20 protein-coding genes are annotated in these 21,251 nt (G+C 70.8%); 12 read left to right on the top strand and 8 right to left on the bottom strand.

What is annotated here, in order from left to right; genetic code table 11:
* From BW996_RS10810 to BW996_RS10785, 6 genes are all read right to left on the bottom strand, one after another.
* Positions 1-852, bottom strand: a complete 852-nt coding sequence (locus tag BW996_RS10810) for a carbohydrate ABC transporter permease (protein ID WP_037483320.1) — start codon at positions 850-852, stop codon at positions 1-3.
* Positions 852-1,760 carry a carbohydrate ABC transporter permease gene (locus BW996_RS10805; RefSeq protein ID WP_037483322.1) on the bottom strand — a complete coding sequence of 303 codons (909 nt, stop codon included), beginning with the start codon at positions 1,758-1,760 and terminating at the stop codon, positions 852-854. The genes BW996_RS10810 and BW996_RS10805 overlap by 1 nt, the downstream gene beginning before the upstream one ends.
* Positions 1,761-1,820: 60 nt before the next feature.
* On the bottom strand, positions 1,821-3,056 hold the full coding sequence (locus tag BW996_RS10800; protein ID WP_139330839.1) for an ABC transporter substrate-binding protein: 1,236 nt from the start codon (positions 3,054-3,056) through the stop codon (positions 1,821-1,823).
* A gap of 125 nt (positions 3,057-3,181) precedes the next feature.
* Positions 3,182-5,188, bottom strand: a complete 2,007-nt coding sequence (locus BW996_RS10795) for a beta-galactosidase (protein WP_037483324.1) — start codon at positions 5,186-5,188, stop codon at positions 3,182-3,184.
* Between the two features lies 1 nt (position 5,189).
* The gene (locus BW996_RS10790) at positions 5,190-6,347 is read right to left on the bottom strand and encodes an ABC transporter ATP-binding protein (protein WP_037483326.1); all 1,158 of its coding nucleotides are present in this window, start codon (positions 6,345-6,347) and stop codon (positions 5,190-5,192) included.
* Between the two features lie 73 nt (positions 6,348-6,420).
* The gene (locus BW996_RS10785; RefSeq protein WP_051632061.1) at positions 6,421-7,488 is read right to left on the bottom strand and encodes a LacI family DNA-binding transcriptional regulator; all 1,068 of its coding nucleotides are present in this window, start codon (positions 7,486-7,488) and stop codon (positions 6,421-6,423) included.
* 157 nt (positions 7,489-7,645) lie between these two features.
* Between BW996_RS10785 and BW996_RS10780 the strand changes: the two genes are divergently transcribed.
* From BW996_RS10780 to BW996_RS10755, 6 genes are all read left to right on the top strand, one after another.
* On the top strand, positions 7,646-8,092 hold the full coding sequence (locus BW996_RS10780; protein ID WP_139330838.1) for a hypothetical protein: 447 nt from the start codon (positions 7,646-7,648) through the stop codon (positions 8,090-8,092).
* Positions 8,093-8,212: 120 nt separating this feature from the next.
* The gene (locus tag BW996_RS10775) at positions 8,213-9,400 is read left to right on the top strand and encodes an efflux RND transporter periplasmic adaptor subunit (protein WP_051632062.1); all 1,188 of its coding nucleotides are present in this window, start codon (positions 8,213-8,215) and stop codon (positions 9,398-9,400) included.
* Positions 9,397-10,092 carry an ABC transporter ATP-binding protein gene (locus BW996_RS10770; RefSeq protein WP_037483331.1) on the top strand — a complete coding sequence of 232 codons (696 nt, stop codon included), beginning with the start codon at positions 9,397-9,399 and terminating at the stop codon, positions 10,090-10,092. Before BW996_RS10775 ends, BW996_RS10770 begins: the two co-directional genes overlap by 4 nt.
* Before the next feature lie 14 nt (positions 10,093-10,106).
* Positions 10,107-11,315 (top strand): ABC transporter permease, encoded by a 1,209-nt coding sequence (locus tag BW996_RS10765; protein WP_037483333.1) that lies wholly within the window; start codon positions 10,107-10,109, stop codon positions 11,313-11,315.
* A gap of 31 nt (positions 11,316-11,346) precedes the next feature.
* Positions 11,347-12,549, top strand: a complete 1,203-nt coding sequence (locus BW996_RS10760; RefSeq protein WP_037483336.1) for an ABC transporter permease — start codon at positions 11,347-11,349, stop codon at positions 12,547-12,549.
* Positions 12,550-12,776: 227 nt separating this feature from the next.
* Positions 12,777-13,322, top strand: a complete 546-nt coding sequence (locus BW996_RS10755; RefSeq protein ID WP_051632063.1) for an OsmC family protein — start codon at positions 12,777-12,779, stop codon at positions 13,320-13,322.
* 12 nt (positions 13,323-13,334) lie between these two features.
* Here the strand turns inward: BW996_RS10755 and smpB are convergent, their stop codons facing one another.
* Positions 13,335-13,802, bottom strand: coding sequence for an SsrA-binding protein SmpB (gene smpB / locus BW996_RS10750; protein ID WP_037483338.1), 468 nt, complete (start codon positions 13,800-13,802; stop codon positions 13,335-13,337).
* 47 nt (positions 13,803-13,849) lie between these two features.
* On the opposite strand from smpB, the gene BW996_RS10745 reads away from it, so the two are divergent.
* The gene (locus BW996_RS10745; RefSeq protein WP_037483339.1) at positions 13,850-14,317 is read left to right on the top strand and encodes a type II toxin-antitoxin system RatA family toxin; all 468 of its coding nucleotides are present in this window, start codon (positions 13,850-13,852) and stop codon (positions 14,315-14,317) included.
* A gap of 10 nt (positions 14,318-14,327) precedes the next feature.
* Positions 14,328-14,657: an RnfH family protein gene (locus tag BW996_RS10740; protein ID WP_241462010.1), complete on the top strand. Its 330-nt coding sequence runs from the start codon at positions 14,328-14,330 to the stop codon at positions 14,655-14,657.
* Here BW996_RS10740 and BW996_RS10735 read toward each other — a convergent pair.
* Positions 14,635-15,192 (bottom strand): DUF4124 domain-containing protein, encoded by a 558-nt coding sequence (locus BW996_RS10735; RefSeq protein WP_162177987.1) that lies wholly within the window; start codon positions 15,190-15,192, stop codon positions 14,635-14,637. The two genes, BW996_RS10740 and BW996_RS10735, sit on opposite strands and share 23 nt — an antisense overlap.
* A gap of 110 nt (positions 15,193-15,302) precedes the next feature.
* On the opposite strand from BW996_RS10735, the gene guaB reads away from it, so the two are divergent.
* The 4 genes from guaB (at position 15,303) to BW996_RS10715 (ending at position 21,174) form a co-directional block, all read left to right on the top strand.
* Positions 15,303-16,775, top strand: coding sequence for an IMP dehydrogenase (guaB, locus tag BW996_RS10730; RefSeq protein ID WP_037483346.1), 1,473 nt, complete (start codon positions 15,303-15,305; stop codon positions 16,773-16,775).
* A gap of 7 nt (positions 16,776-16,782) precedes the next feature.
* A complete protein-coding gene (locus tag BW996_RS10725) occupies positions 16,783-18,048 on the top strand; it encodes an MFS transporter (protein WP_241462011.1) in 1,266 nt (421 codons plus the stop codon).
* A 49-nt stretch (positions 18,049-18,097) separates the two neighbouring features.
* Complete coding sequence (gene guaA / locus BW996_RS10720; RefSeq protein WP_037483351.1) at positions 18,098-19,705, top strand: glutamine-hydrolyzing GMP synthase; 1,608 nt, start codon at positions 18,098-18,100, stop codon at positions 19,703-19,705.
* 230 nt (positions 19,706-19,935) lie between these two features.
* Positions 19,936-21,174 carry a GNAT family N-acetyltransferase gene (locus tag BW996_RS10715; protein WP_162177988.1) on the top strand — a complete coding sequence of 413 codons (1,239 nt, stop codon included), beginning with the start codon at positions 19,936-19,938 and terminating at the stop codon, positions 21,172-21,174.
* The last annotated feature ends 77 nt before the right edge of the window (positions 21,175-21,251 follow it).

Here is a 21,251-nt window from a genome sequence, read left to right as displayed (position 1 = left end):
TCAGCCCTTGGTCGCGCCGAGCGTCAGGCCGGCGATGAACTGCTTCTGCATCAGGAAGAAGATCGCCACCGGCGGCAGCGCCGCGATGATCGACCCGGCCGACACCAGATGCCACTGCGCCACCCACTGGCCGTTGAGCGACTTCAGCCCGCCGGTGACCGGCATCGCGTGGTCGCCCTGGATCAGCACGGTGGCCCAGAAATAGTCGTTCCAGATGAAGGTGAAGATCAGCACCGACAGCGCCGCCAGCGCCGGGCGCACCAGCGGCAGCACCACGCGCCAGAAGATCTGCCACTCGCTGGCGCCCTCGATGCGCGCCGCCTCGATCAGCTCGTGCGGCAGGTCGCGGATGAAGTTGCGCATGAAGAAGGTGCAGAAGCCGGTCTGGAAGGCGATGTGGAACAGCACCAGCGCGCCGATCGAGTCGTACAGGCCCAGGCGCAGGCTGAGGTCGCGCACCGGCACCATCAGGATCTGGAACGGGATGAAGTTGCCGCCGACGAAGAGGAAGAACACCGCCAGATTGGCCTTGAAGCGGTACACGCCCAGCGCGAAGCCCGCCAGGCAGCTCAGCGCGATCGCGCCGATCACCGTCGGGATCGCCACCATCAGGCTGTTGCCGATGTAGCGCGCGATCGGGGTGTCGCGGAACACCGCGCTGTAGTTTTCCAGCAGCTGCCATTCGGTCGGCAGGCCCCAGTAGTTGCCGGCGGCCATGTCGCCGGCGCCGCGGATGGAGGTCATCGCCACCGCCAGGATGGGCAGCAGCCAGACGATCAGCGCCAGCGGCAGGCCGGCCCTGTAGAGCCCGCGCGTCAGCGGCGAGCAGCGTTCGATCGGGGTCGGGAACATCAGGCCAGGTCCTTCTCTTGCTGGTAGATGCGCCACAGCACGAAGGTGATGTAGACGAGCATGATCGAGAACAGCACGGTGGCGATCGCGGTGCCGTAGCCCATGCGGTAGCCGTATTCGCTCAGCGCCTGCTCATACATGTAGAAGGCGAGCACCCGCGAGGAGCCGTAGGGGCCGCCGGAGGTCATGATCGAGACCATGTCGAAGCTGCGCAGCGAGCCGATGATGGTCACCACCATCGCGATGAAGGTGGCCGGGCGCAGCTGCGGCAGCACCACATGCCAGAGCATCGACCAGCCCTTGGCGCCCTCCAGGCGCGCGGCCTCGATCAGGTCCGGGCGCACGCCGTTCAGCCCGGTGAGGTAGAGAATCATGCAGTAGGCGATCTGCGGGTAGAGCGCCGCGGCGATGACCCCGTAGTTCACCAGCCGCTCGTCGGACAGCACCGCCACGTCCGGCAGGCCGACCAGCGCCAGCAGCTGCGGCAGCAGTCCGATCGTCGGGTTGTAGAACCAGGTGAAGACCAGGCCGATGACGACCTGCGAGATCACGAAGGGAAAGAAGAACATCGACTTGACCAGCCGGATGCCGCTCACCGTCTGGTTCAGGAACAGCGCTAGGCCCAGCCCGATCGGCACCGACAGCAGGAAGAGCGCCAGCCACAGCAGGTTGTTCCTCAGCGCGACGCGGAAGTCCGGGTCGCCCGCCAGCTCGATGTAGTTGGCCAGGCCGATGTATTTCGCCTCGCCCAGGCCGTCCCAGTCGTACAGGCTGATCGCGATCGACTCGAAGATCGGCGCGATCACGTAGAGGCCGAACATCAGCAGCGCCGGCATCAGGAAGAGCCAGGGGGCGAGCTGGCGCTGGTGGCGGCGCCACCAGGACAGGCGAGGGGGCGGGGCGGTCATCGGACGGGACGCAAGGGCGGACATCGGGGGAGGCTGGGCGGGCGGGGCCGGGGCTTGTTCTTACTTGTAGACGCGCTGGCGCACCTGCTCGAGGCGCTCCAGGACCTCCTTGCGCGACTCCGGCTTGACCATGTAGCGCTGGAAGCCCTCCATGCCGGCCTTGGCCATCTCGGCCGGCGCGTCGCGGTCGTAGAACTGGCCCAGCGCGTAGGCGTTCGACAGCATCGTGAAGCCGTCCTTCAGGTAGGTGTCACTCGGGCGGGTGGCGTCCTTGTTGACCGGCAGCTGGCCGAGAATCGCGTTGACCTCGGTCTGCACCTTGGCGCTGGCGACATAGGCCAGGAAGCGGCGGGCGTCGGCCTTGTTCTTCGCCTTGGCCGGGATGTGGATGGTGTCGGTCGGCGCGTCCTCGGCCATCGGCACGTTGTTGATCTTCGGGAACTGCATGAAGCCGAGCTGCGCCTCGCTCAGGCCGCCCTTCTTGAACGGGTCGACCGCGAAGTTGCCCATCAGGTACATCGCCGCCTCGCCCTTGACGAAGGCCGGCACCGCGTCCTGCCAGTCATAGCTGGCGTGGTTGGCGAGGAAATAGCCCGGCTTGGTCAGCTCGTCCCAGCGGTCGAACACTTCCTGCACGCGCCGGTCGGTGTAGGGCACCTTGCCGGCGGTGAGGTCCATGTGGAACTCGTAGCCGTTGACGCGCATGTTCAGGTAGTCGAACCAGCCGCCGGTCGGCCACAGCGCCTTGGTGCCGATGGCAAACGGCGTGACACCCGCGGCCTTGAGCCTGGCGCTGGCGGCCAGCAGCTCCTTCCAGTCCTTCGGCACCGCGATGTTGTTCTTCGCGAAGATGTCCTTGCGGTAGTAGATGCCCCACTGGTAGTAGGTGTAGGGCACGCCCCACTGCTTGCCGTTGATCGTCATCGACGAGGCGGCGCTCTTGAGCTGGGTGCCGAGGTTTTCCTTGGTCCAGACGTCGGAGACATCCTCGAACAGGCCGGCGTTGACGAACGGCGCCATGCGGTTGCCGGCATACCAGGTCACGATGTCGGGCGGGTTGGCCGACAGGAAGTTGCGGATCGAGGTCTTGAAGCCTTCATGGTCGAAGGTGTTGATCTTGACCGTCACGTCCGGGTTGGCGGCCATGAAGCCCTTGGCCATCGCCTCCCAGGCGGCCTTCGGCGCCGGGTCGGAGGCGTCGGTGTTGATGACCAGCGTGCCGGCCTGCGCGGCGCAGGCGGCCGCGGCCCAGGCCAGCACGGCCAGCTTCATCGTCGTCTTCTGGATCGTCTTCATCGCTTGTCTCCTGTCGTGTCGTCGTGTCGAACGGGTGTCGGACGTCGTTGTCGGTCGGTGAGGTGAGAGAAAAGTGAGAGAAAAGGGCGCGGGCCGTGCGGCGGGACAAGCCGCCTCCGGTCATCTCAGGTGCGCCAGATCGCCAGCCCCCGGGGGGGCAGGGGCCGCTGCCCCAGCAGGGGCGCCGCGGTCGGGAGCGCCGGCGCGTCGAGGCACCGGTCGGAGAAGTTGAAGGCCAGCAGCAGGTGGCCGGCGCGGCTCAGGCGCAGGCCCTCGGGCAGCGGCGCGGCCGCCAGGCCGGCCTCGCCGGCCGCCTCGGCCAGCAGCGCCTGCCAGCCGTCGGCGTCGAGCCAGCCGGCCAGGTAGCGCACCGGTCCGCGGCGGGTCAGCGCCGCGCGGCCGTCGGCGAAGCGCGCCAGCACCTCGGTGCCCTCGGCCGGGGCCAGATCCTCGCGCCAGCGGCGGACCTGCACGGTCTGTCCGCCGATGACGACCGGCTCGGCGCAGCCCGGCGGCAGCGAGGCCGAGCGCTGCACCTGCACGCCAGCCAGCGCGCTCAGCGGCCCCGGCGGCAGGCCGTGGCCGGTGGGCGAATCGCCTGCAGGGAAGGACAGATGCTCTGACTTCGAGCCCGCGCGCGGGCCCAGCACGATTTGCGCGCCGCGCGTTGCGGCCGCCTCCAGCGCCGCCTGCAGCGCCGGGCTGATCTGCGGCTGCGCCGCCAGCACGATCAGCCGGTAGCCCGACAGGTCCGCGTCGGCCGGCACCAGGTCCACGTCCAGTCCCAGGCCGCGCAGGCCCTCGTAGGCGCGGAACAGCAGCTCCAGCGGGTTGAAGTCGGCGCCCTGCGGCTGGATCTGCAGCATCCACAGCGCGGCGTAGTCGACCACCATCGCCACCGGCGCCTGCACCGCCAGCCGCACTGGGCCGCGGTCGTCCAGGCCGAGCGCGGCCAGCTCGGCGCCCACCTGCGCGGCCTCGGCCGCGCCCTGGTCCTCGCTCGAGTCCGGGCGCAGCAGGCCGGTGTGCATCTGCTCCTGCGCGAACGGCGCCTGGCGCCAGCGGAAGTAGCTCACCACCTCGGCGCCGTGCGCGAAGGCCTGCCAGCTCCACAGCCGCACCATGCCGTCCTCGGGCACCGGGTTCCAGTGCGCCCAGTTGACCGGGCCGGGCTGCTGTTCCATCACCCACCAGCGGCCCTGGCCCTGCGCGTCGCGGCACAGGCCGCGGTAGAGGTCGTGGTGGAAGCCGGGAATGTCGGGGTGGCCGGTGCGGGCCCAGCGCGTCTTCTCCTCCGGCGTGAGGAAGAACATCTGCGTGAACCCGAGCGGATAGCTGTCCCAGGTGGCGATGTCGAGGTCGGCGGCCACCTCGTGGTGGTCGAACTCGGTGAAGAAGCCCATGAAGTTGTGCGACACCGGCCGACCGGGCGAGTGCTCGCGCAGGATCTCGACCTGCTCGCGGTTGAAGGCGCGCACCTCGCTCGAGGCGAAGCGGCGCCAGTCGAGCCGGTGCGCCGGATGCGCCTCGGTGACGGTCAGCGCCGGCAGATCGATCTCGTCGAAGCTGCGGTAGACCTGGCTCCAGAAGACGGTGCCCCAGGCCGCGTTGAGCGCGTCGATCGTCGTGTGGCGCTCGGCCAGCCAGCGCCGGAAGCCCTGCCGGGCCGCCTCGGACAGGCTCAGCACCGTGTCATGGCAGCCGTACTCGTTGTCGGTCTGCCAGGCCACGACCGCGGGGTGGCGGCCGTAGCGCTCGGCCACCGCGCGGCTGATGCGGCGCGACTCGGCACGGTAGCCGGCGTGCGAGAAGCAGTAGTGGCGCCGCGAGCCGAAGCCGCGCGGGCGGCCCTGCAGGTCGACGGCGACCATGTCGGGCATGCGGTCGTGCAGCCACTTCGGCGGCGTCGCGGTGGGCGTGCACATCACCACGCCCAGGCCGGCGGCGTGCAGCGTCTCGACCGCCTCGTCCAGCCAAGCCCAGTCGAACACGCCCGGCTCGGGCTCGATGCGGCTCCAGGCGAATTCGGCGATGCGCACCACGCGGATGCCCATCGCGTGCATGCGCCGCGCGTCCTCGGCCCACAGCGTGCGCGGCCAGTGTTCGGGGTAGTAGCAGACGCCGAGCTTCATGTCAGGCGGCCTCCGGCAGACGGATGTCGGCGGCCTCGACCGTGCGCGGCAGCGCCAGACCCTGCGCGTCGAAGAGGTGGATCGCCTCGGCCGGCAGGCTGACCGCCAGCCGGGTGCCGGCGCCCGCGTGCGCCTGGCCCGGCGCCCGCGCGACGAAGGTCTCGGCGCCGCCGCCGGCCTCGAGGTAGAAGTAGGTCGCCTCGCCCAGGCGTTCCTGCCACTGCATCGGCCGCACGATAGGCTGCTCGTCGCCGCCGAGCCGTGCATGTTCCGGACGAATGCCCAGGGTGACCGGTGCGCCCGCCTGCAGCCGGCGCGCGTCGACCGCGGCGCGGAGCAGCTCGCCGGCGCCGCCGTCCAGCCGCACGGTGGCCTGCGCCGGTCCGGCCTCGACCAGCCGGCCGCGCAGGAAGTTCATCTTCGGCGAGCCGATGAAGCCGGCGACGAAGAGATTGCGCGGGCGGTGGTAGAGCTCCAGCGGGCTGCCGCACTGTGCCACCGAGCCTTCGCGCGCCACCGCCTCGCCGCTGTTGAGCAGCAGGATGCGGTCGGCCAGCGTCATCGCCTCGACCTGGTCATGGGTGACGTAGACGGTGCTGGCGCGGCCGAAGTCGCGGTGCAGCTTGGCGATCTCGAAGCGGGTCTGCACCCGCAGCGCCGCGTCCAGGTTGGAGAGCGGCTCGTCGAACAGGAAGACGCCGGGCTCGCGCACGATCGCGCGGCCGATGGCCACGCGCTGGCGCTGGCCGCCCGAGAGCGCCTTGGGCTTGCGCTCGAGCAGGTGCTCGAGCTGCAGCACGCGGGCCGCGGCCGTCACCTTCTCGCGGATCACCGCCTTGTCCACCTTGGCCAGCCCCAGGCCGAAGGCCATGTTCTCGTACACGCTCATGTGCGGGAACAGCGCGTAGGACTGGAACACCATCGCCACGCCGCGCTGCGCCGGCGCCACCTCGTTCATGCGCTGGCCGCCGATTCGCAGCTCGCCGCCGCTGATGTCCTCCAGCCCCGCGATCATGCGCAGCAGCGTCGACTTGCCGCAGCCCGAAGGCCCGACGAAGACGCAGAACTCGCCCTGCGCGATGTGCAGGTTCACGTCCCGGATGACGGGGGCGTGGTCGCCGTAGGCCTTGAAGACGGATGAAAGTTCGATGCTCGCCATGAGGCGGCATTTTGCTGCCAATATTATTAGCAATAATCGGTGAAAACCCGGGCGTCCGCTGCGCCTCAGCGCCTCAGCGGGGACGCACCGTCTGTCGCGCCACCAGCGGGCAGTCGATCTTGATCAGGTGGCGGCGCGCGGCGCGCTGCGTCGCGGGCAGGTCGGCCGCGGCCAGCAGCGCCTCGACCGCGGCGCGGCCCATCTCGTAGTTGGGCAGCACCATCGTCGTCAGCGGCGGATGGGTGTGGCGCGAGATCTCCTGGTCGTCGTAGCCCATCAGCGAGACGTCCTCGGGCACCTTCAGGCCGAGCTGGGCCAGCGCCTCCATCGCGCCCAGCGCCATCAGGTCGTTGGCGCAGAAGAGGGCGGTGGGCGGGCGCGCCTCGCGCATCAGCGACAGCGTCGCCTCGAAGCCGGTGCCCGACATCCAGTCGCCGTCGCGCACCAGCGCCGGGTCGAAGGGCAGGTCGGCGGTGGCCAGCGCGCGGCGGTAGCCCTTGAGCCGGTCCTTGGCCGCCTCCATCCAGGGCTCGCCGTTGATGAAGCCGATGCGGGTGTGGCCCATCGCGATCAGGTGCTCGGTGGCCGCGTGGCCGCCGCCGACCTCGCCGGGCACGATGGTGGGCAGGCGGTGGCGCTCGTCGTGGCAGTTCAGCAGCACCACCGGCAGCTCGGCGTCGTCGGTCAGCGCCGCCGGCAGCGTCACCTCGCGGGTGAAGATGGTCGAGTAGACGATGCCCAGCAGCATCGGATTGGCGCGCAGCGCCGCGATCGCCGCCGCCTCCTGGTCGGCATTGCTGCGGGTGACGATGATGCTGACCAGGCAGTCGTGCTCCCAGGCCGCGTCGCGCGCGCCATCGACGCTGACCACCGGATGCGGGCTGGTCGAGATCTCGTCGACCAGGTAGCCGATCAGGTTGCGCCTCAGCCCGGGCGCCGGGCTGGCCGCGGCGACCTGCGGCGTAGGCTGCTCGCGCCGCGGCAGCCGGTAGCCCAGCTCCATCGCCACGCCAAGCACGCGGCTGCGCGTCTCGGCCGACAGCCGCGCGCCGCTCATGTTGTTGAGCACCATCGACACGGTGGACTGGGACACGCCGGCGGCCTTGGCCACATCGGTCATGGTGGGGCGGCGCACGGGCATCGGGGCAGGCTTGCGGGAGGTCACGGCAGTTCGGTGGAAGGATCGACGGGCAGGCCGCGATGGTAGCGAGGCGGCCGCTCGCCCCGCCACCGGGATCATGCCGGGTGATGATTTGCTAATAATTGGTGATAACCCGGCCTCGGCTATGCTGGCGGCCATGATGGCTTTCGATTCTCTCCCCTGGAGCGCGCCCTGGCGCCTGAGCCTGGCCGGCAGCGAGATCGCCGCGGCCCGCATAGAGGGCGCGGCCGGACCTGCGTCCGGCACGCTGGTGCTGCGGCTGTCGGCCGCGGCGGTGCGGCGCACCGCCGACGGCGTGGCGGGCTATCTGCGCCCGGTCGAGCTGCGGCTGGCGCAGGCCCGCTGCGACGGAGCCGCGCTGGAAGAACTCTTCGGCGGCATCCGCGCCGCGCGGGTGCTGCAGGCTGGCTGGGTGATCGACGCGCTGCCGTTGCCCGGTCATCTGGACGGGGCGGCGGCGGCGCCGCTGGTGCTGGAGCTGCAGCTGATCCACGGCACCGCGCTGCGCATCGAGGCCGGCGCGCTGACGCTGGGCCTGGCCGCCGACGCCGCGGCGGTCTTCCGCGAATCCTGCGACTGCTGATCCTGCTGACATTGCTGACCCGTCGGTCAGATTGACGCCGGTCATGCGCGTGACCGGTGCCGGTCGGCAGAATGCGTGCCATGGCGCACGCCATCGTGTGCCGCACCGACAAGGATCCCGATGAGCGCCGCTGCCCCGAACGCTTCCTCCGTCTGGCTGCGCCGCGGCCTGGTCGCGCTGCTGGTCGTGGGCCTGGGCGCTGGCACGGTGACCTGGCTGCGCCGGCCGCAGCCGGTGGCGGTCAGCGCGGTCGAGGTGACGCGCGGCACCGTCGAGGCCACGATCGCCAACACCCGCGCCGGCACGGTCGAGGCCTGCCAGCGCACGCGGCTCTCGACCATCCTGGGCGGGCGCATCGAGCGGCTCGAGGTGCGCGAGGGCGACCGGGTGCGCCAGGGCCAGCTGCTGATGAAGCTGTGGAACGACGACCAGCGCGCGCAGGCGGCGCTGGCCGCCGCGCAGCTCGACACCAGCCGCCGACGCATCGTCGAGGCCTGCTCGGCCGCCGAGACGGCCGAGCGCGAGGCCGATCGCCAGCGCGGCCTGCGCGAGCAGGGCTTCATTTCCGAATCCGCCGAAGACCGCGCGCTCAGCGAGGCCCGTACCCGCCGCGCCGCCTGCCAGACCGCGCAGGCCGACGCCCGCGCCGCCGAGGCGCGGCTGGCGGCCACGCAGGTCGAGCAGGGCCGCATGGTGCTGCTGGCGCCCTTCGACGGCACGGTGGCGAAGATCGTCGGCGAGGTGGGCGAATACTCGACGCCGTCGCCGCCGGGCGTGCCCACGCCGCCGGCGATCGACCTGCTCGACGACAGCTGCCTCTATGTGAAGGCCCCGATGGACGAGGTCGACGCGCCGCGCCTGCAGCCGGGCCAGCCGGTGCGCATCACCATCGACGCGCTGCCGGGCCGGACCTTCGCCGGCCGGGTGCGCCGGGTCGCGCCGATCGTCTCGGCGCTGGAGAAGCAGGCGCGCACCGTCGACATCGATGTCGACTTCGACGACCTGAAGGCGGCCGGGCCGCTGCGGGTGGGCTACAGCGCCGATGTCGAGGTGGTGCTCGACGTGCACCGCGACGTGCTGCGGGTGCCGGCGGCGGCGATCGGCGAGGGCGGCCGGGTGCTGGTGATCGGCGCCGACGGTGTGCTGGCCGAGCGGCGGGTGCGCACCGGGCTGTCGAACTGGGAGCAGGTCGAGGTGCTCGACGGGCTGAAGGCCGGCGAGCAGGTGGTCAGCTCGCTCGAGCGCGAGGGCGTCAAGCCGGGCGTGCTGGCGCGGGTCGAGCCGGCCGCCTCGGGCGCGACGCCATGAGCGCGCCGGCACTGATCGAGCTGGCGCAGGTCGAGCGCACCTTCCGCCTGGGCGACAGCGAGGTGCATGCGCTGCAGGGGCTGGACCTGGGCATCGAGGCCGGCGAATACGTCGCGGTCATGGGCCCGAGCGGCTCGGGCAAGTCGACGCTGCTCAACATCCTGGGCCTGCTCGATCAGCCCAGCCGCGGGCGGCTGCTGCTCGAGGGGCGCGACGTCACCACGCTGAGCCCGGACGAGCAGGCGGCGGTGCGCAGCCGGCGCATCGGCTTCGTCTTCCAGAGCTTCCATCTGGTGCCGCGGCTGAGCGCGGCCGAGAACATCGCGCTGCCGATGGTGCTGGCCGGCATCGCGCCGAAGGAGCGCCAGGCGCGCGTCGCGCAGGCGCTGAAGGATTACGGCCTGGCCCAGCGCGCCGACCACCGCCCCAGCGAGCTCTCGGGCGGGCAGCGTCAGCGCGTGGCCATCGCACGCGCGACGATCATGCAGCCGCCGCTGCTGCTGGCCGACGAGCCCACCGGCAACCTCGACCGCGCCACCGGCGACGAGGTGGTGCGCCTGCTCGAGGCGCTCAACGCGCGCGGCGTCACGCTGATCGTCGTCACCCATGACGCCAGCCTGGGCGCCCGGGCGCGCCGGCGCCTGATGATGGAAGACGGCCAGCTGCGGCGCGACGAGCGCGCGGCGCCCTGAGCGGGCCCGGACCGATGCGCGGGTGGGACATCCTGGACTTCGCGCGGCGCGCCGCCACCGGCAGCCCGCTGCGCACGCTGCTGATGACGCTGGCGATGGCCATCGGCGTGGCGGCGGTGGTGGTGCTGACCGCGCTGGGCGACGGCGCGCGGCGCTATGTGGTCGACCAGTTCTCGTCGATCGGCACCAATCTGGTCATCGTGCTGCCCGGGCGCTCGCAGACCGGCGGCTTCAGCCCGGCCAATGCGGTCAGCACCACGCCGCGCGACCTGACGATCGACGACGCGCAGGCGATCACCCGACTGGCAGCGGTCGCGCAGGTCGCGCCGCTGGCGGTGGGGCTGTCGGAAGTGGCGGTGGCCGGGCGGCTGCGCGAGGCGATGGTGCTGGGCACCAGCCGCAGCTACCTCGCGGTGCGCCGGCTGGCGCTGGCGCAGGGGCAGTTCCTGCCCGACGAGGACTGGGGGCGCGGCAGCGCGGTCACGGTGCTGGGCGCGGCGCTGGCGCGCGAGCTCTTCGGCCAGGGCTCGGCGCTGGGCCGGACGGTGCGCATCGGCGGGCGGCGGCTGCGGGTCATCGGCGTGATGGCCCCGGCCGGCCAGGGCCTGGGCATGAATGCCGACGAGCTCGCGATCGTGCCGGTGGCGCTGGCACAGGCGATGTTCGACTCGAACACGCTGTTCCGGGTGCTGATCGAGGCGCGCAGCCGCGATGCCATCCCGGCGGCCAAGCGCCAGGCCACCGCGCTGCTCAAGGCCCGCCACGACGGCGAGGAGGATGTCACCGTCATCACCCAGGACGCGGTGCTGGCCACCTTCGACCGGGTGCTGCTGGCGCTGACCGCGGTGGTGGCGGCGATCGCGGCGATCAGCCTGGCGGTGGCCGGCATCCTGGTGATGAACGTGATGCTGGTGGCGGTGGCGCAGCGCACCGGCGAGATCGGCCTGCTCAAGGCGCTGGGCGCGCCTGCGGCGACCATTCGCGCGGTCTTCCTGACCGAGGCGGCGCTGCTGTCGCTGGCCGGCGCGCTGCTGGGCTATGTGGTCGGGCAGGCGGGCGCCTGGGTGATCCGGCTGCTCTATCCGCAGTTCCCGGCCTGGCCGCCGCTGTGGGCGGTGGCGGCGGCACTGGGCACCGCCATCGGCACCGGGCTGCTGTTCGGGGTGATGCCGGCGCGGCGCGCGGCCCGGCTCGAGCCGGTCGCGGCGCTGTCGCGGCGCTGAACGGACACAAGGACAGGACAGGGCCGCACCGATGCGCTGGACCGACACCGTCTCGATGGCCTGGCGCGCGATCGTCGCGCAGCGCGGGCGCAGCGTGCTGACGCTGCTGGGCATCGCGGTGGGCATCGCCGCCGTCATCCTGCTGACCTCGATCGGCGAGGGCCTGCACCGCTTCCTGCTGGCCGAGTTCAGCCAGATCGGCACGAACGTGGTCACGCTCTCGCCGGGGCGCACCACCACCGGCGGCACCAATCCGGGCTTTCCGTCCTCGGTGCGGCCGCTGACGCTGGAGGATGCGCAGGCGCTGCGCCGCCACCTGCCGCAGCTCACCGGCGTGACGCCGGGCGTGACCGGCAACGCCGAGATGCAGGCCGGCGGGCGGCTGCGCCGTGCGCTGGTCTATGGCACCAGCGCCGCGCTGGTGCCGGCCTTCCACCTGACGGTGGCGACGGGCCGCTTCCTGCCCGAGGAGGAGGCCGGACAGGCGCGCGACTTCGTCGTGCTGGGCTCGACGCTGCGCCGCGAGCTCTTCGGCAGCAGCTCGCCGCTGGGCCAGCGCCTGCGCATCGGCAGCCAGCAGTTCCGCGTCATCGGCGTGCTGGCGCCGCGCGGGCAGTTCCTCGGCGTCGACCTGGACGATGTCGCCTACCTCCCGTCGGCGCGCGCGCTGGAGCTGTTCAACCGCCCCGGCCTGATGGAGATCCACCTGACCTACGACGAGCGCCTGTCGCCCGCGGCGGTGGTCGCGCAGGCCCGCGCGCTGATGAGTGCCCGCCACGGCCGCGAGGACTTCACGATCGTCACCCAGGCCGACATGCTGGGCACGCTCTCCAACATCCTGAACATCGTCACGATGGCGGTGGGCGCGCTGGGCGGCATCTCGCTGCTGGTGGGGGGCGTGGGCATCGTGACCATCATGACCATCGCGGTGAGCGAGCGCACCGCGGAGATCGGCCTGCTGATCTCGCTGGGTGCGCGCCGGCGCACGGTGATGGCGCTGTTCCTCGGCGAGGCGGTGGTGCTGTCGGCGCTGGGCGGCCTGCTGGGCCTGGCGATCGGCATCGGCATCGCGCAGGGCGTGCATCTGCTGCTGCCGGCGCTGCCGGTCAGCACGCCGCTGCCCTTCGTGCTGCTGGCGCTGGGCCTGTCGGCGGCGGTGGGGCTGCTCGCCGGCGTGATGCCCGCGCGCGCGGCCGCTCGGCTTGATCCGGTGGAGGCGCTGCGGGCGGAGTAGGGGGCGGGTGTCCGGCGTGGGTGCCCGCCTGCGCGGGCATGACGGCGGTTCGGCGCGTTTCGGTGCGGTTCGGCGCGTGGCTTCATTCATGTCCCCGCATTGACGTGGCGCAACGCCGCGGCCGGCGTCGACAAGGGCGTTCCCGATGGCGCGGGGGCGGGGGGGCGGTCATCATCGGCGTGTTCCAGATCACAACGACATTCGCCTTTCGCCCAGGAGACTCGCCGATGACCCCCGAGGAACTGCGCCAGCGCCAGGCGCCGATCAAGGCGCGCTACCGTGACGAGCCGGCCGCCGCGCGCCAGACCTTTCGCGCCGAGGCGCTGCTGCACCCCGAGAAGCCCTCGTGCCGCATCGAGACCCGCTTCGCGGCCTTCGACGCCGGACTGCACCCGGCCGCCGGTGGCGAGGGCGGCGAGGCCTGCTCCGGCGACATGCTGCTCGAGGCCCTGGCCGCCTGCGCCGGCGTCACGCTCAATGTGGTGGCCACCGCCACCGGGGTGAGGCTGCGCACCGCGCGGGTGATCGTCGAGGGCGAGAGCGATTTCCGCGGCACGCTGGGGCTGGCGTGCGACGTGCCGGTCGGCCTGACCGCGCTGCGGCTGCGCTTCGAGGTGGATTCGGACGCCTCCGACGAGCAGCTCGCCACGCTGCTGAAGCTGACCGAGCGCTACTGCGTCATCGCGCAGACGCTGCGCGAGCCGCCGCCGCTGGAGGTGAGGCTGCAGCGTCTGGCGCCGCTGCAACCGCTGGCGCCACGGACCGGGGCCTGAGCGGGCTCGGGCTCAGTCGTCCTTGCGCGGGCTGGAGACCTTGGTGCGCATCAGCTGGCCCTTCTCGCGCTCCCAGTCGCGCTTCTTCTCGGTTTCGCGCTTGTCGTGCTCGGCCTTGCCCTTGGCCAGCGCGATCTCGGCCTTCACGTAGCTGCCCTTGAAGTGCAGGTCCAGCGGCACCAGCGTGAAGCCCTTCTGCTCGACCTTGCCGATCAGCCGGCGGATCTGCTCCTTCTTCATCAGCAGCTTCTTGGTGCGGTCGGCCTCCGGGCGCACATGGGTCGAGGCCGATCGCAGCGCGTTGATGCGGCAGCCGATCATGAACATCTCGCCGTCCTTCAGCACGATGTAGCCGTCGGTGAGCTGCACCTGGCCGGCGCGGATGGCCTTGATTTCCCAGCCTGACAGCACCACGCCGGCCTCGAAGCGTTCCTCGATGTGGTAGTTGAAACGCGCTTTCCGGTTCTCGACGATGCTCATGGCTTGGGACGGGTTCGTTCTGGGACTCAATACAATCCGGGCATTGTATGAAGCACGTCAAGAAGTCCGTCCTGCTCTGGTACTCGCCGCGCGAGATGTTCGATCTCGTCGTCGATGTGGCCAGCTATCCCAAGTTCCTGCCCTGGTGCCAGAAGGCGGAGGTGCTCGGTGACGAAGCCGGTGCGGTGACCGCGCGGCTGCACCTGGCCTATGCCGGCGTGCGCCATGCGTTCACCACCCGCAACAGCCATGTGCCGGGCGAGTCGGTCACGATGAGCCTGGTCGACGGCCCGTTCTCGCGGCTCGACGGCTCCTGGCGCTTCATCCCGATCGGCACGCCGGCGGCCTCGCGCCCGGAGTCCGGGCCGCAGGCCTGCCGGGTCGAGTTCGAGCTGAGCTATGCCTTCTCGAGCCGGCCGCTGGAAATGGTGGTCAGCCCGGTGTTCGACCGCATCGCCAACACCTTCGTCGACGCCTTCGTCACGCGGGCGGAGCAGGTGCATGGCCGGCGCTGAGGACACGCCGATGAGCCTGCCGATGCAGGTCGAGGTCGCCTTCAGCCCGGGGCCGCGCCAGATCGATCGGGTGCGGGTGACGCTGGCGGCCGGCGCCAGCGCGGCGCAGGCGCTGGCGGCCAGCGGTCTGGTGGCGCGCCATGCCGAGCTGGTCGGCGCCGAGGGCCTGGCCTTCGGCATCGGCGGCCGCCTGGTCGCGCCCGACACGCCGATGCAGCCGGGCGACCGGCTCGACATCTGCCGGCCGCTGAAGGTCGATCCGAAGGAGGCGCGCCGCCAGCGCTACCGCGCGCAGGGCGAGGGCGGGCGCCGGCGCGTCAGCGGCAGTCGCTCGCGATGACCTCGCGGGCGCGGCGCAGCTCGGCCGCGCGCTGGCCGTCGTCGAGGAACTCGCGCTCGCCGCGCTCGTTGGTGCGCGTCAGGCGCTGGCCGGATTCGACGGTGCGGGCGTAGTCGCGGGCGCGGGCGCAGTTGTCGGCGCGCTGGCGGGCCTGGCGCTCCTCGTCGGCGCGGCGGGTGGCGTCTTCCTGGGCCCGGCGGCGGGTCTCGCCGGCGGTCGGCGCCGATGCGGCGGCCGGGGCCGGCACGGCGCTGGCCGCGCTGCCCGACACCGGACCGGATGCGCTGGCCACCGACGGGCTGGAGACGGTGCCTGTGCCGGTGGTGCGGGCGGCGGCCGGTCGCGCCAGGATGTCGCGGTCGGGCACGGTGGTCGGGGGAGGGCGGTCGCTGTACTGCACGCGGCCCTGGGCATCGCGCCACTTCCACTGCGCGGCTGCGGGCGAGCTCAGCATCAGCCCGCCCAGCACACCCAGGAGCGACAGCAGCAGGGCCGGCATCCGCGCCCGGAGCTGGAAATTCGAAGGCGAAGACATGCCACGAAGTGTAGTGCGCCAGCCCGCGCCGAACATGTCCAGATCATGAGGACTGGGAAGAGGCTGTAACGGGTCCGTATAATCTCCTTTTGCGTCTGGAGCCCCTTCCCATGCGCCTTCTCGGCAAAGCCCTGACCTTCGACGATGTGTTGCTGGTCCCCGCGTACTCCCAGGTGTTGCCCCGCGACACCTCCCTGGCGACCCAGCTGTCGCGCAACATCACGCTGAACCTGCCGCTGGTGTCGGCAGCGATGGACACCGTGACCGAGGCCCGCCTGGCGATCGCGATCGCCCAGGAAGGCGGCATCGGCATCGTCCACAAGAACCTCAGCCCGAAGCAGCAGGCGGCCGAGGTCGCCCGCGTCAAGCGCTATGAATCCGGTCTGCTCAAGGACCCGATCACCATCGCGCCGAACGCCCGCGTGCGCGACGTCATCGAGCTGTCGCGTGCCCACGGCATTTCCGGCTTCCCCGTCGTCGAGAACGGCCGGGTGGTGGGCATCGTCACCGGCCGCGACCTGCGCTTCGAGACCCGTCTTGATGCCCCGGTGCGCGACATCATGACCCCGCGCGAGCGCCTGGTCACCGTCAACGAGGGCGCCTCGCTGGCCGAGGCCAAGGCGCTGATGCACACGCACAAGCTCGAGCGCGTGCTGGTGCTCAACGAGCAGTCCGAGCTGCGCGGCCTGTTCACCGTCAAGGACATCACCAAGCAGACCAGCTTCCCGAACGCCGCGCGCGACGCGCAGGGCAAGCTGCGCGTCGGCGCGGCCGTCGGCGTCGGTGACGGCACCGAGGAGCGCATCGAGCTGCTGGTGGCCGCCGGCGTCGACGCGCTGGTGGTCGACACCGCGCACGGCCACAGCCACGGCGTCATCGAGCGCGTGCGCTGGGTGAAGAAGAACTTCCCGCAGGTCGATGTCATCGGCGGCAACATCGCCACGGGCGCGGCCGCGCTGGCGCTGGCCGAGGCCGGCGCCGACGCGGTCAAGGTCGGCATCGGCCCGGGCTCGATCTGCACCACCCGCATCGTCGCGGGCGTGGGCGTGCCGCAGATCACCGCGATCGACAACGTCGCCACCGCGCTGAAGGGCACCGGCGTGCCGCTGATCGCCGACGGCGGCATCCGCTACTCGGGCGACATCTCCAAGGCCCTGGCCGCGGGCGCGTCGACCGTGATGATGGGCGGCATGTTCGCCGGCACCGAGGAAGCCCCGGGCGAGGTCATCCTGTACCAGGGCCGCTCGTACAAGAGCTACCGCGGCATGGGCTCGATCGGCGCGATGAAGGCCGGCTCGGCCGATCGCTACTTCCAGGAAAACGACGAGACCACCAACCCGAACCAGGACAAGCTGGTGCCGGAAGGCATCGAAGGTCGCGTGCCCTACAAGGGCTCGGTGCTGGCGATCATCTACCAGATGGCCGGCGGCATCCGCGCCTCGCTGGGCTACTGCGGCTGCGCCTCGGTCGCCGAGATGCACGACCGGGCGGAGTTCGTCGAGATCACCTCCGCCGGCATCCGCGAGAGCCACGTCCACGACGTGCAGATCACCAAGGAAGCGCCGAACTACCGGCTGGAGTGATCGTCTCGTGAGCGCTGCCGACGCGAAGGTGCCGCGCCCCCCTCGGGCCGCGGCCATGCCCTTCATCATGCTGACGGTGCTGATCGACATGGTGTCGATCGGCCTGATCATCCCGGTGCTGGCCCCGCTGGTGGGCACCTTCACCGGCGACCAGGGCGACCATGCCTTCTGGTATGGCGTCATCACCTTCGCGTTCGGCTTCGCCAGCTTCTGGGGCTCGCCGATCCTGGGCGCGCTGTCGGACCAGCACGGGCGCCGCCCGGTGCTGCTGCTGGGCTTCTTCGGCCTGGCGCTGAGCTTCATCGTCACCGGCCTGGCCACCGCGCTGTGGATGCTGGTGGCGGTGCGCCTGGTCAGCGGCGCGATGCAGGCCAATGCGGCGGTCGCGCAGGCCTATGTGGCCGACATCAGCGCCCCCGAGGAGCGCGCCAAGCGCTTCGGTATGCTGGGCGCGATGTTCGGCATGGGCTTCGTGCTCGGGCCGGTCCTCGGCGGGCTGCTGGGCGCGATCGACCTGCATCTGCCCTTCTTCGTCGCCGGCGGGCTGGCGGTGCTCAACGCGATCTACGGCGTCTTCGTGCTGCCGGAGTCGCTGCCGCCCGAAAAGCGCCGCCCGGCCGACTGGAAGCGCGCCAACCCGCTGACCTCGCTGCGCCAGCTGCGCGACTTGCACGGCATCGGCGCGCTGGTGACGGTGATCGCGCTGGCGGGGCTGGCGCAGTTCATCCTGCACACCACCTGGGTGCTCTACACCACCTTCAAGTTCGGCTGGGGGCCGAAGGAGAACGGCTGGTCGCTGTTCGCCATCGGCGTGATGTCGGTGCTGGTGCAGGGCGGGCTGATCCGGGTGGCGCTGAAGCGCTCGACGCCGCAGCGCATCGCCGTCATCGGCCTGCTGTCGTCGACCGTCTGCTATGCGCTGTGGGGCGCGGCGACCGAGGCCTGGATGGTGTACGCCATCATCGGCATGAACGTCTTCGGCTTCATGACGCAGGCGGCCATCCAGACGCTGGTCTCCAACGCCGCCGACGACAGCGCGCAGGGCCGCTCGCTCGGCGCGGTGGCCTCGCTCAACAGCGCGATGCAGGTCTTCGCGCCGGTCATCGGTGCCGGCCTGCTCGGCCTGGTGTCCGACCTGCCCCGGGGCGACTGGCGCATCGGCGCGCCGCTCTATCTCTGCTCGGCGCTGACGCTGGCGGCCTTCGTGCTGGCCGTGCGCCATTTCCGCCGCCATCCGGCCTTTGTCTCCTCTTCGGCGCCGCACGCGGTCTGAGCCCGTCCGGCGCCGCATCGCACCGAATCGCATCCGAATCGCACCGCCCATGCAACACGACAAGATCCTCATTCTCGACTTCGGCTCGCAGGTCACGCAGCTGATCGCCCGCCGCGTGCGCGAGGCCCACGTCTACTGCGAGATCCACCCGAACGACGTCTCCGACGAGTTCATCCGGAGCTTCGCGCCCAAGGGCATCATCCTGTCGGGCAGCCACGCCTCGACCTATGAGGACCACCAGCTGCGCGCGCCGCAGGCAGTCTGGGACGCCGGCGTCCCGGTGCTGGGCATCTGCTACGGCATGCAGACGATGGCGGTGCAGCTCGGCGGCGAGGTGAGCTGGTCCGACACCCGCGAGTTCGGCTATGCCGAGGTGCGCGCGCACGGCCACACCACGCTGCTCAAGGACATCCAGGACTTCGCCACGCCCGAGGGCCACGGCATGCTCAAGGTCTGGATGAGCCACGGCGACAAGGTCACGCAGCTGCCGCCCGGCTTCAAGCTGATGGCCTCGACCCCGAGCTGCCCGATCGCCGGCATGGCCAACGAGGACAAGGGCTACTACGCCGTCCAGTTCCACCCTGAGGTCACGCACACGCTGCAGGGCCAGGCGATGCTGACGCGCTTTGTCCGCGAGATCGCCGGCTGCCGCGGCGACTGGATCATGGGCGACTACATCGCCGAGGCGGTGCAGAAGATCCGCGAGCAGGTCGGTGACGAGGAAGTCATCCTGGGCCTGTCGGGCGGCGTCGATTCGTCGGTCGCGGCCGCGCTGATCCACCGCGCCATCGGCGACCAGCTCACCTGCGTCTTCGTCGATCACGGCCTGCTGCGCCTGAACGAGGGCGACATGGTCATGGAGATGTTCGAGGGCAAGCTGCACGCCAAGGTCATCCGCGTCGATGCCTCCGAGCTCTTCCTGGGCCAGCTCGCCGGCGTGACCGATCCCGAGCGCAAGCGCAAGATCATCGGCGGCCTGTTCGTCGACGTCTTCAAGGCCGAGGCCGAGAAGCTCAAGGCGGCCGGCAACGGCGTCAAGGGCGCGACCTTCCTGGCGCAGGGCACGATCTACCCGGACGTGGTGGAGTCGGGCGGCACCAAGACCAAGAAGGCCACCACGATCAAGAGCCACCACAACGTCGGCGGCCTGCCCGAGCAGCTGGGCCTGAAGCTGCTGGAGCCCCTGCGCGAGCTGTTCAAGGACGAGGTGCGCGAGCTGGGCGTGGCCCTGGGCCTGCCGCCCGAGATGGTCTACCGCCATCCGTTCCCGGGGCCGGGCCTGGGCGTGCGCATCCTGGGCGAGGTCAAGCCCGAGTTCGCCAAGTTGCTGCAACGCGCCGACGCGATCTTCATCGAGGAGCTGCGCGCCACGATCGACCCGGCCACCGGCAAGAGCTGGTACGACCTGACCAGCCAGGCCTTCACCGTCTTCCTGCCGGTCAAGAGCGTGGGCGTGATGGGCGACGGCCGCACCTACGACTATGTCGTGGCGCTGCGCGCGGTGCAGACCAGCGACTTCATGACCGCCGACTGGGCCGAGCTGCCCTACAGCCTGCTGAAGAAGGTGTCGGGCCGCATCATCAACGAGGTCCGCGGCATCAACCGCGTCACCTACGACGTCTCGAGCAAGCCGCCGGCAACGATCGAGTGGGAGTGAAACGGCGTCGATTCTTCGGGTCCCGGATTGTTCCGTGACCTGTTCATCATCTGACCTCGTGTGTTGTAAAGCCCGGGCTACAAAGCTCGGGCTTTTTGCTTTTTACGGATAGAAAGGCGGTGAATTCCACCTATATCCCGCGATCAGGCGGGATCAGATCGCTGTTCGCACAAAATGAATTCAATTTCTACACCCATTTGCGGGGGGGTGTCATGACTGACTCGCGCCTGATGTTGCCTGTCCACGAGATGGCCGAGTCCTTCCTCCCCCGAATTGCAGGGTTGGATGCAGGGCGTGAGCTGATGGCCTCGCCGGCGCTCCCCCGCATCACGGTGGTCGCCCATCCCGATGAGCTGTCGGCTCATGCGATCGCGATCCATGACCTGCTCGACCGTGTGCCCGATGGCCGGGGGCTGTTCTACCAGCCCGAGTGGGTGCGGCTGATGGCTCCGCTGTTCCTGCAGTCGGGCCGGCGCATGCATTTCCTGCTGGCCTGGCGCGGCGAGCGACTGATTGGCATGGCCCCGCTGGTGATCGAGCAGCGGCCCTGGGTTCGAGGCCATGTGCGCCGGGTCTGGTTCTGGGGCAAGGTGCAGGGCTCGCTGGCGCTGGAAGGGGACTTCCTCGTTCCGGAGGCCACCGATGTCCGCCCATGCGCCCGGGCCTTCGTGGCGCATCTGCGCGGGCCGTCGGCGCCGGCCGACTACATCGAGTTGGCCTACTTCCGGGGGGCCTCGCCCTGCCAGGTGGCGTTCGAGGCCGCCAGCCACATCGCGCCCGAGCAGATCGAGCCGATGGTGTCGCACTGGGCGGTGCTGGCTCCCACGTTCGATGCCTACTGCGCGACGCTGAAGAAGTCGGTGCTGGGCAAGGTGATGAACCGGCTTCGTGCCGCCGAACGGGACCTGGGGGCGCACCTGACGTGCGTCTCGCGCCTGTCGGCCGACGAGCTGGAACAGGTCGAGGCGCTGCATGTGCAGCGGCAGCGGGAACTGGCGGGCAAGGGGCGCGAACGCCATTCGCTGTTCGAGATTCCGGCCGAGAGCGGCATCTACCACGCGATGCTGGAGACGGCCTCCCAGCGGGGCTGGGCGCGCCACTACCTGCTGAAGTCGGGCGAGGGGCGGGTGCTGGCCTTCGCGCTGTGCTTCCACTTCGCCGGCACGCTGTTCTTCCACCTGACCGCCTTCGACAGCGCGCACGCCAAGTACGAGCCCGGTCGGGTGCTGATGCTGCTGAAGATCCAGGCCGAGATCGCCCGGGGCGACACGCATCACATCGACATGATGCCGGGCACCACCAAGATCAAGGAAGACTTCGGCAACCATGTCTTCTCGCACCGCCGCTACCTGGCGGTGAATACCGGCTCGCTGATGTCGCGCCTGCGCTGCGGCGTGTGGCAGGGGCAGACGGCATGGCTGGAGCGGCTGCGCGCGCTGCGCTCGCCTCGTTCCGCGGCGGAGGCCTGAAGGCCTGGGGTCAGGGCGGGGCAGATCGCGGTGCGATGATCGGCGGGACGGCTGTCCTTCCGTCTGTTCGCGCCGCT

The sequence above is a fragment of the Sphaerotilus natans genome, assembly GCF_900156335.1.
Classification (GTDB): domain Bacteria; phylum Pseudomonadota; class Gammaproteobacteria; order Burkholderiales; family Burkholderiaceae_C; genus Sphaerotilus; species Sphaerotilus natans.
Note: the sequence above shows the minus strand (reverse complement) of the source record. Positions and strands in the feature narration are given on the sequence as shown.

Coding starts and splice junctions, on each gene's coding strand:
- BW996_RS10810 (WP_037483320.1), bottom strand. CDS start 852: ATGTTCCCGACCCCGATCGAACGCTGCTCGCCGCTGACGCGCGGGCTC.
- BW996_RS10805 (WP_037483322.1), bottom strand. CDS start 1,760: ATGACCGCCCCGCCCCCTCGCCTGTCCTGGTGGCGCCGCCACCAGCGC.
- BW996_RS10800 (WP_139330839.1), bottom strand. CDS start 3,056: ATGAAGACGATCCAGAAGACGACGATGAAGCTGGCCGTGCTGGCCTGG.
- BW996_RS10795 (WP_037483324.1), bottom strand. CDS start 5,188: ATGAAGCTCGGCGTCTGCTACTACCCCGAACACTGGCCGCGCACGCTG.
- BW996_RS10790 (WP_037483326.1), bottom strand. CDS start 6,347: ATGGCGAGCATCGAACTTTCATCCGTCTTCAAGGCCTACGGCGACCAC.
- BW996_RS10785 (WP_051632061.1), bottom strand. CDS start 7,488: ATGCCCGTGCGCCGCCCCACCATGACCGATGTGGCCAAGGCCGCCGGC.
- BW996_RS10780 (WP_139330838.1), top strand. CDS start 7,646: ATGATGGCTTTCGATTCTCTCCCCTGGAGCGCGCCCTGGCGCCTGAGC.
- BW996_RS10775 (WP_051632062.1), top strand. CDS start 8,213: ATGAGCGCCGCTGCCCCGAACGCTTCCTCCGTCTGGCTGCGCCGCGGC.
- BW996_RS10770 (WP_037483331.1), top strand. CDS start 9,397: ATGAGCGCGCCGGCACTGATCGAGCTGGCGCAGGTCGAGCGCACCTTC.
- BW996_RS10765 (WP_037483333.1), top strand. CDS start 10,107: ATGCGCGGGTGGGACATCCTGGACTTCGCGCGGCGCGCCGCCACCGGC.
- BW996_RS10760 (WP_037483336.1), top strand. CDS start 11,347: ATGCGCTGGACCGACACCGTCTCGATGGCCTGGCGCGCGATCGTCGCG.
- BW996_RS10755 (WP_051632063.1), top strand. CDS start 12,777: ATGACCCCCGAGGAACTGCGCCAGCGCCAGGCGCCGATCAAGGCGCGC.
- smpB (WP_037483338.1), bottom strand. CDS start 13,802: ATGAGCATCGTCGAGAACCGGAAAGCGCGTTTCAACTACCACATCGAG.
- BW996_RS10745 (WP_037483339.1), top strand. CDS start 13,850: ATGAAGCACGTCAAGAAGTCCGTCCTGCTCTGGTACTCGCCGCGCGAG.
- BW996_RS10740 (WP_241462010.1), top strand. CDS start 14,328: ATGAGCCTGCCGATGCAGGTCGAGGTCGCCTTCAGCCCGGGGCCGCGC.
- BW996_RS10735 (WP_162177987.1), bottom strand. CDS start 15,192: ATGTCTTCGCCTTCGAATTTCCAGCTCCGGGCGCGGATGCCGGCCCTG.
- guaB (WP_037483346.1), top strand. CDS start 15,303: ATGCGCCTTCTCGGCAAAGCCCTGACCTTCGACGATGTGTTGCTGGTC.
- guaA (WP_037483351.1), top strand. CDS start 18,098: ATGCAACACGACAAGATCCTCATTCTCGACTTCGGCTCGCAGGTCACG.
- BW996_RS10715 (WP_162177988.1), top strand. CDS start 19,936: ATGTTGCCTGTCCACGAGATGGCCGAGTCCTTCCTCCCCCGAATTGCA.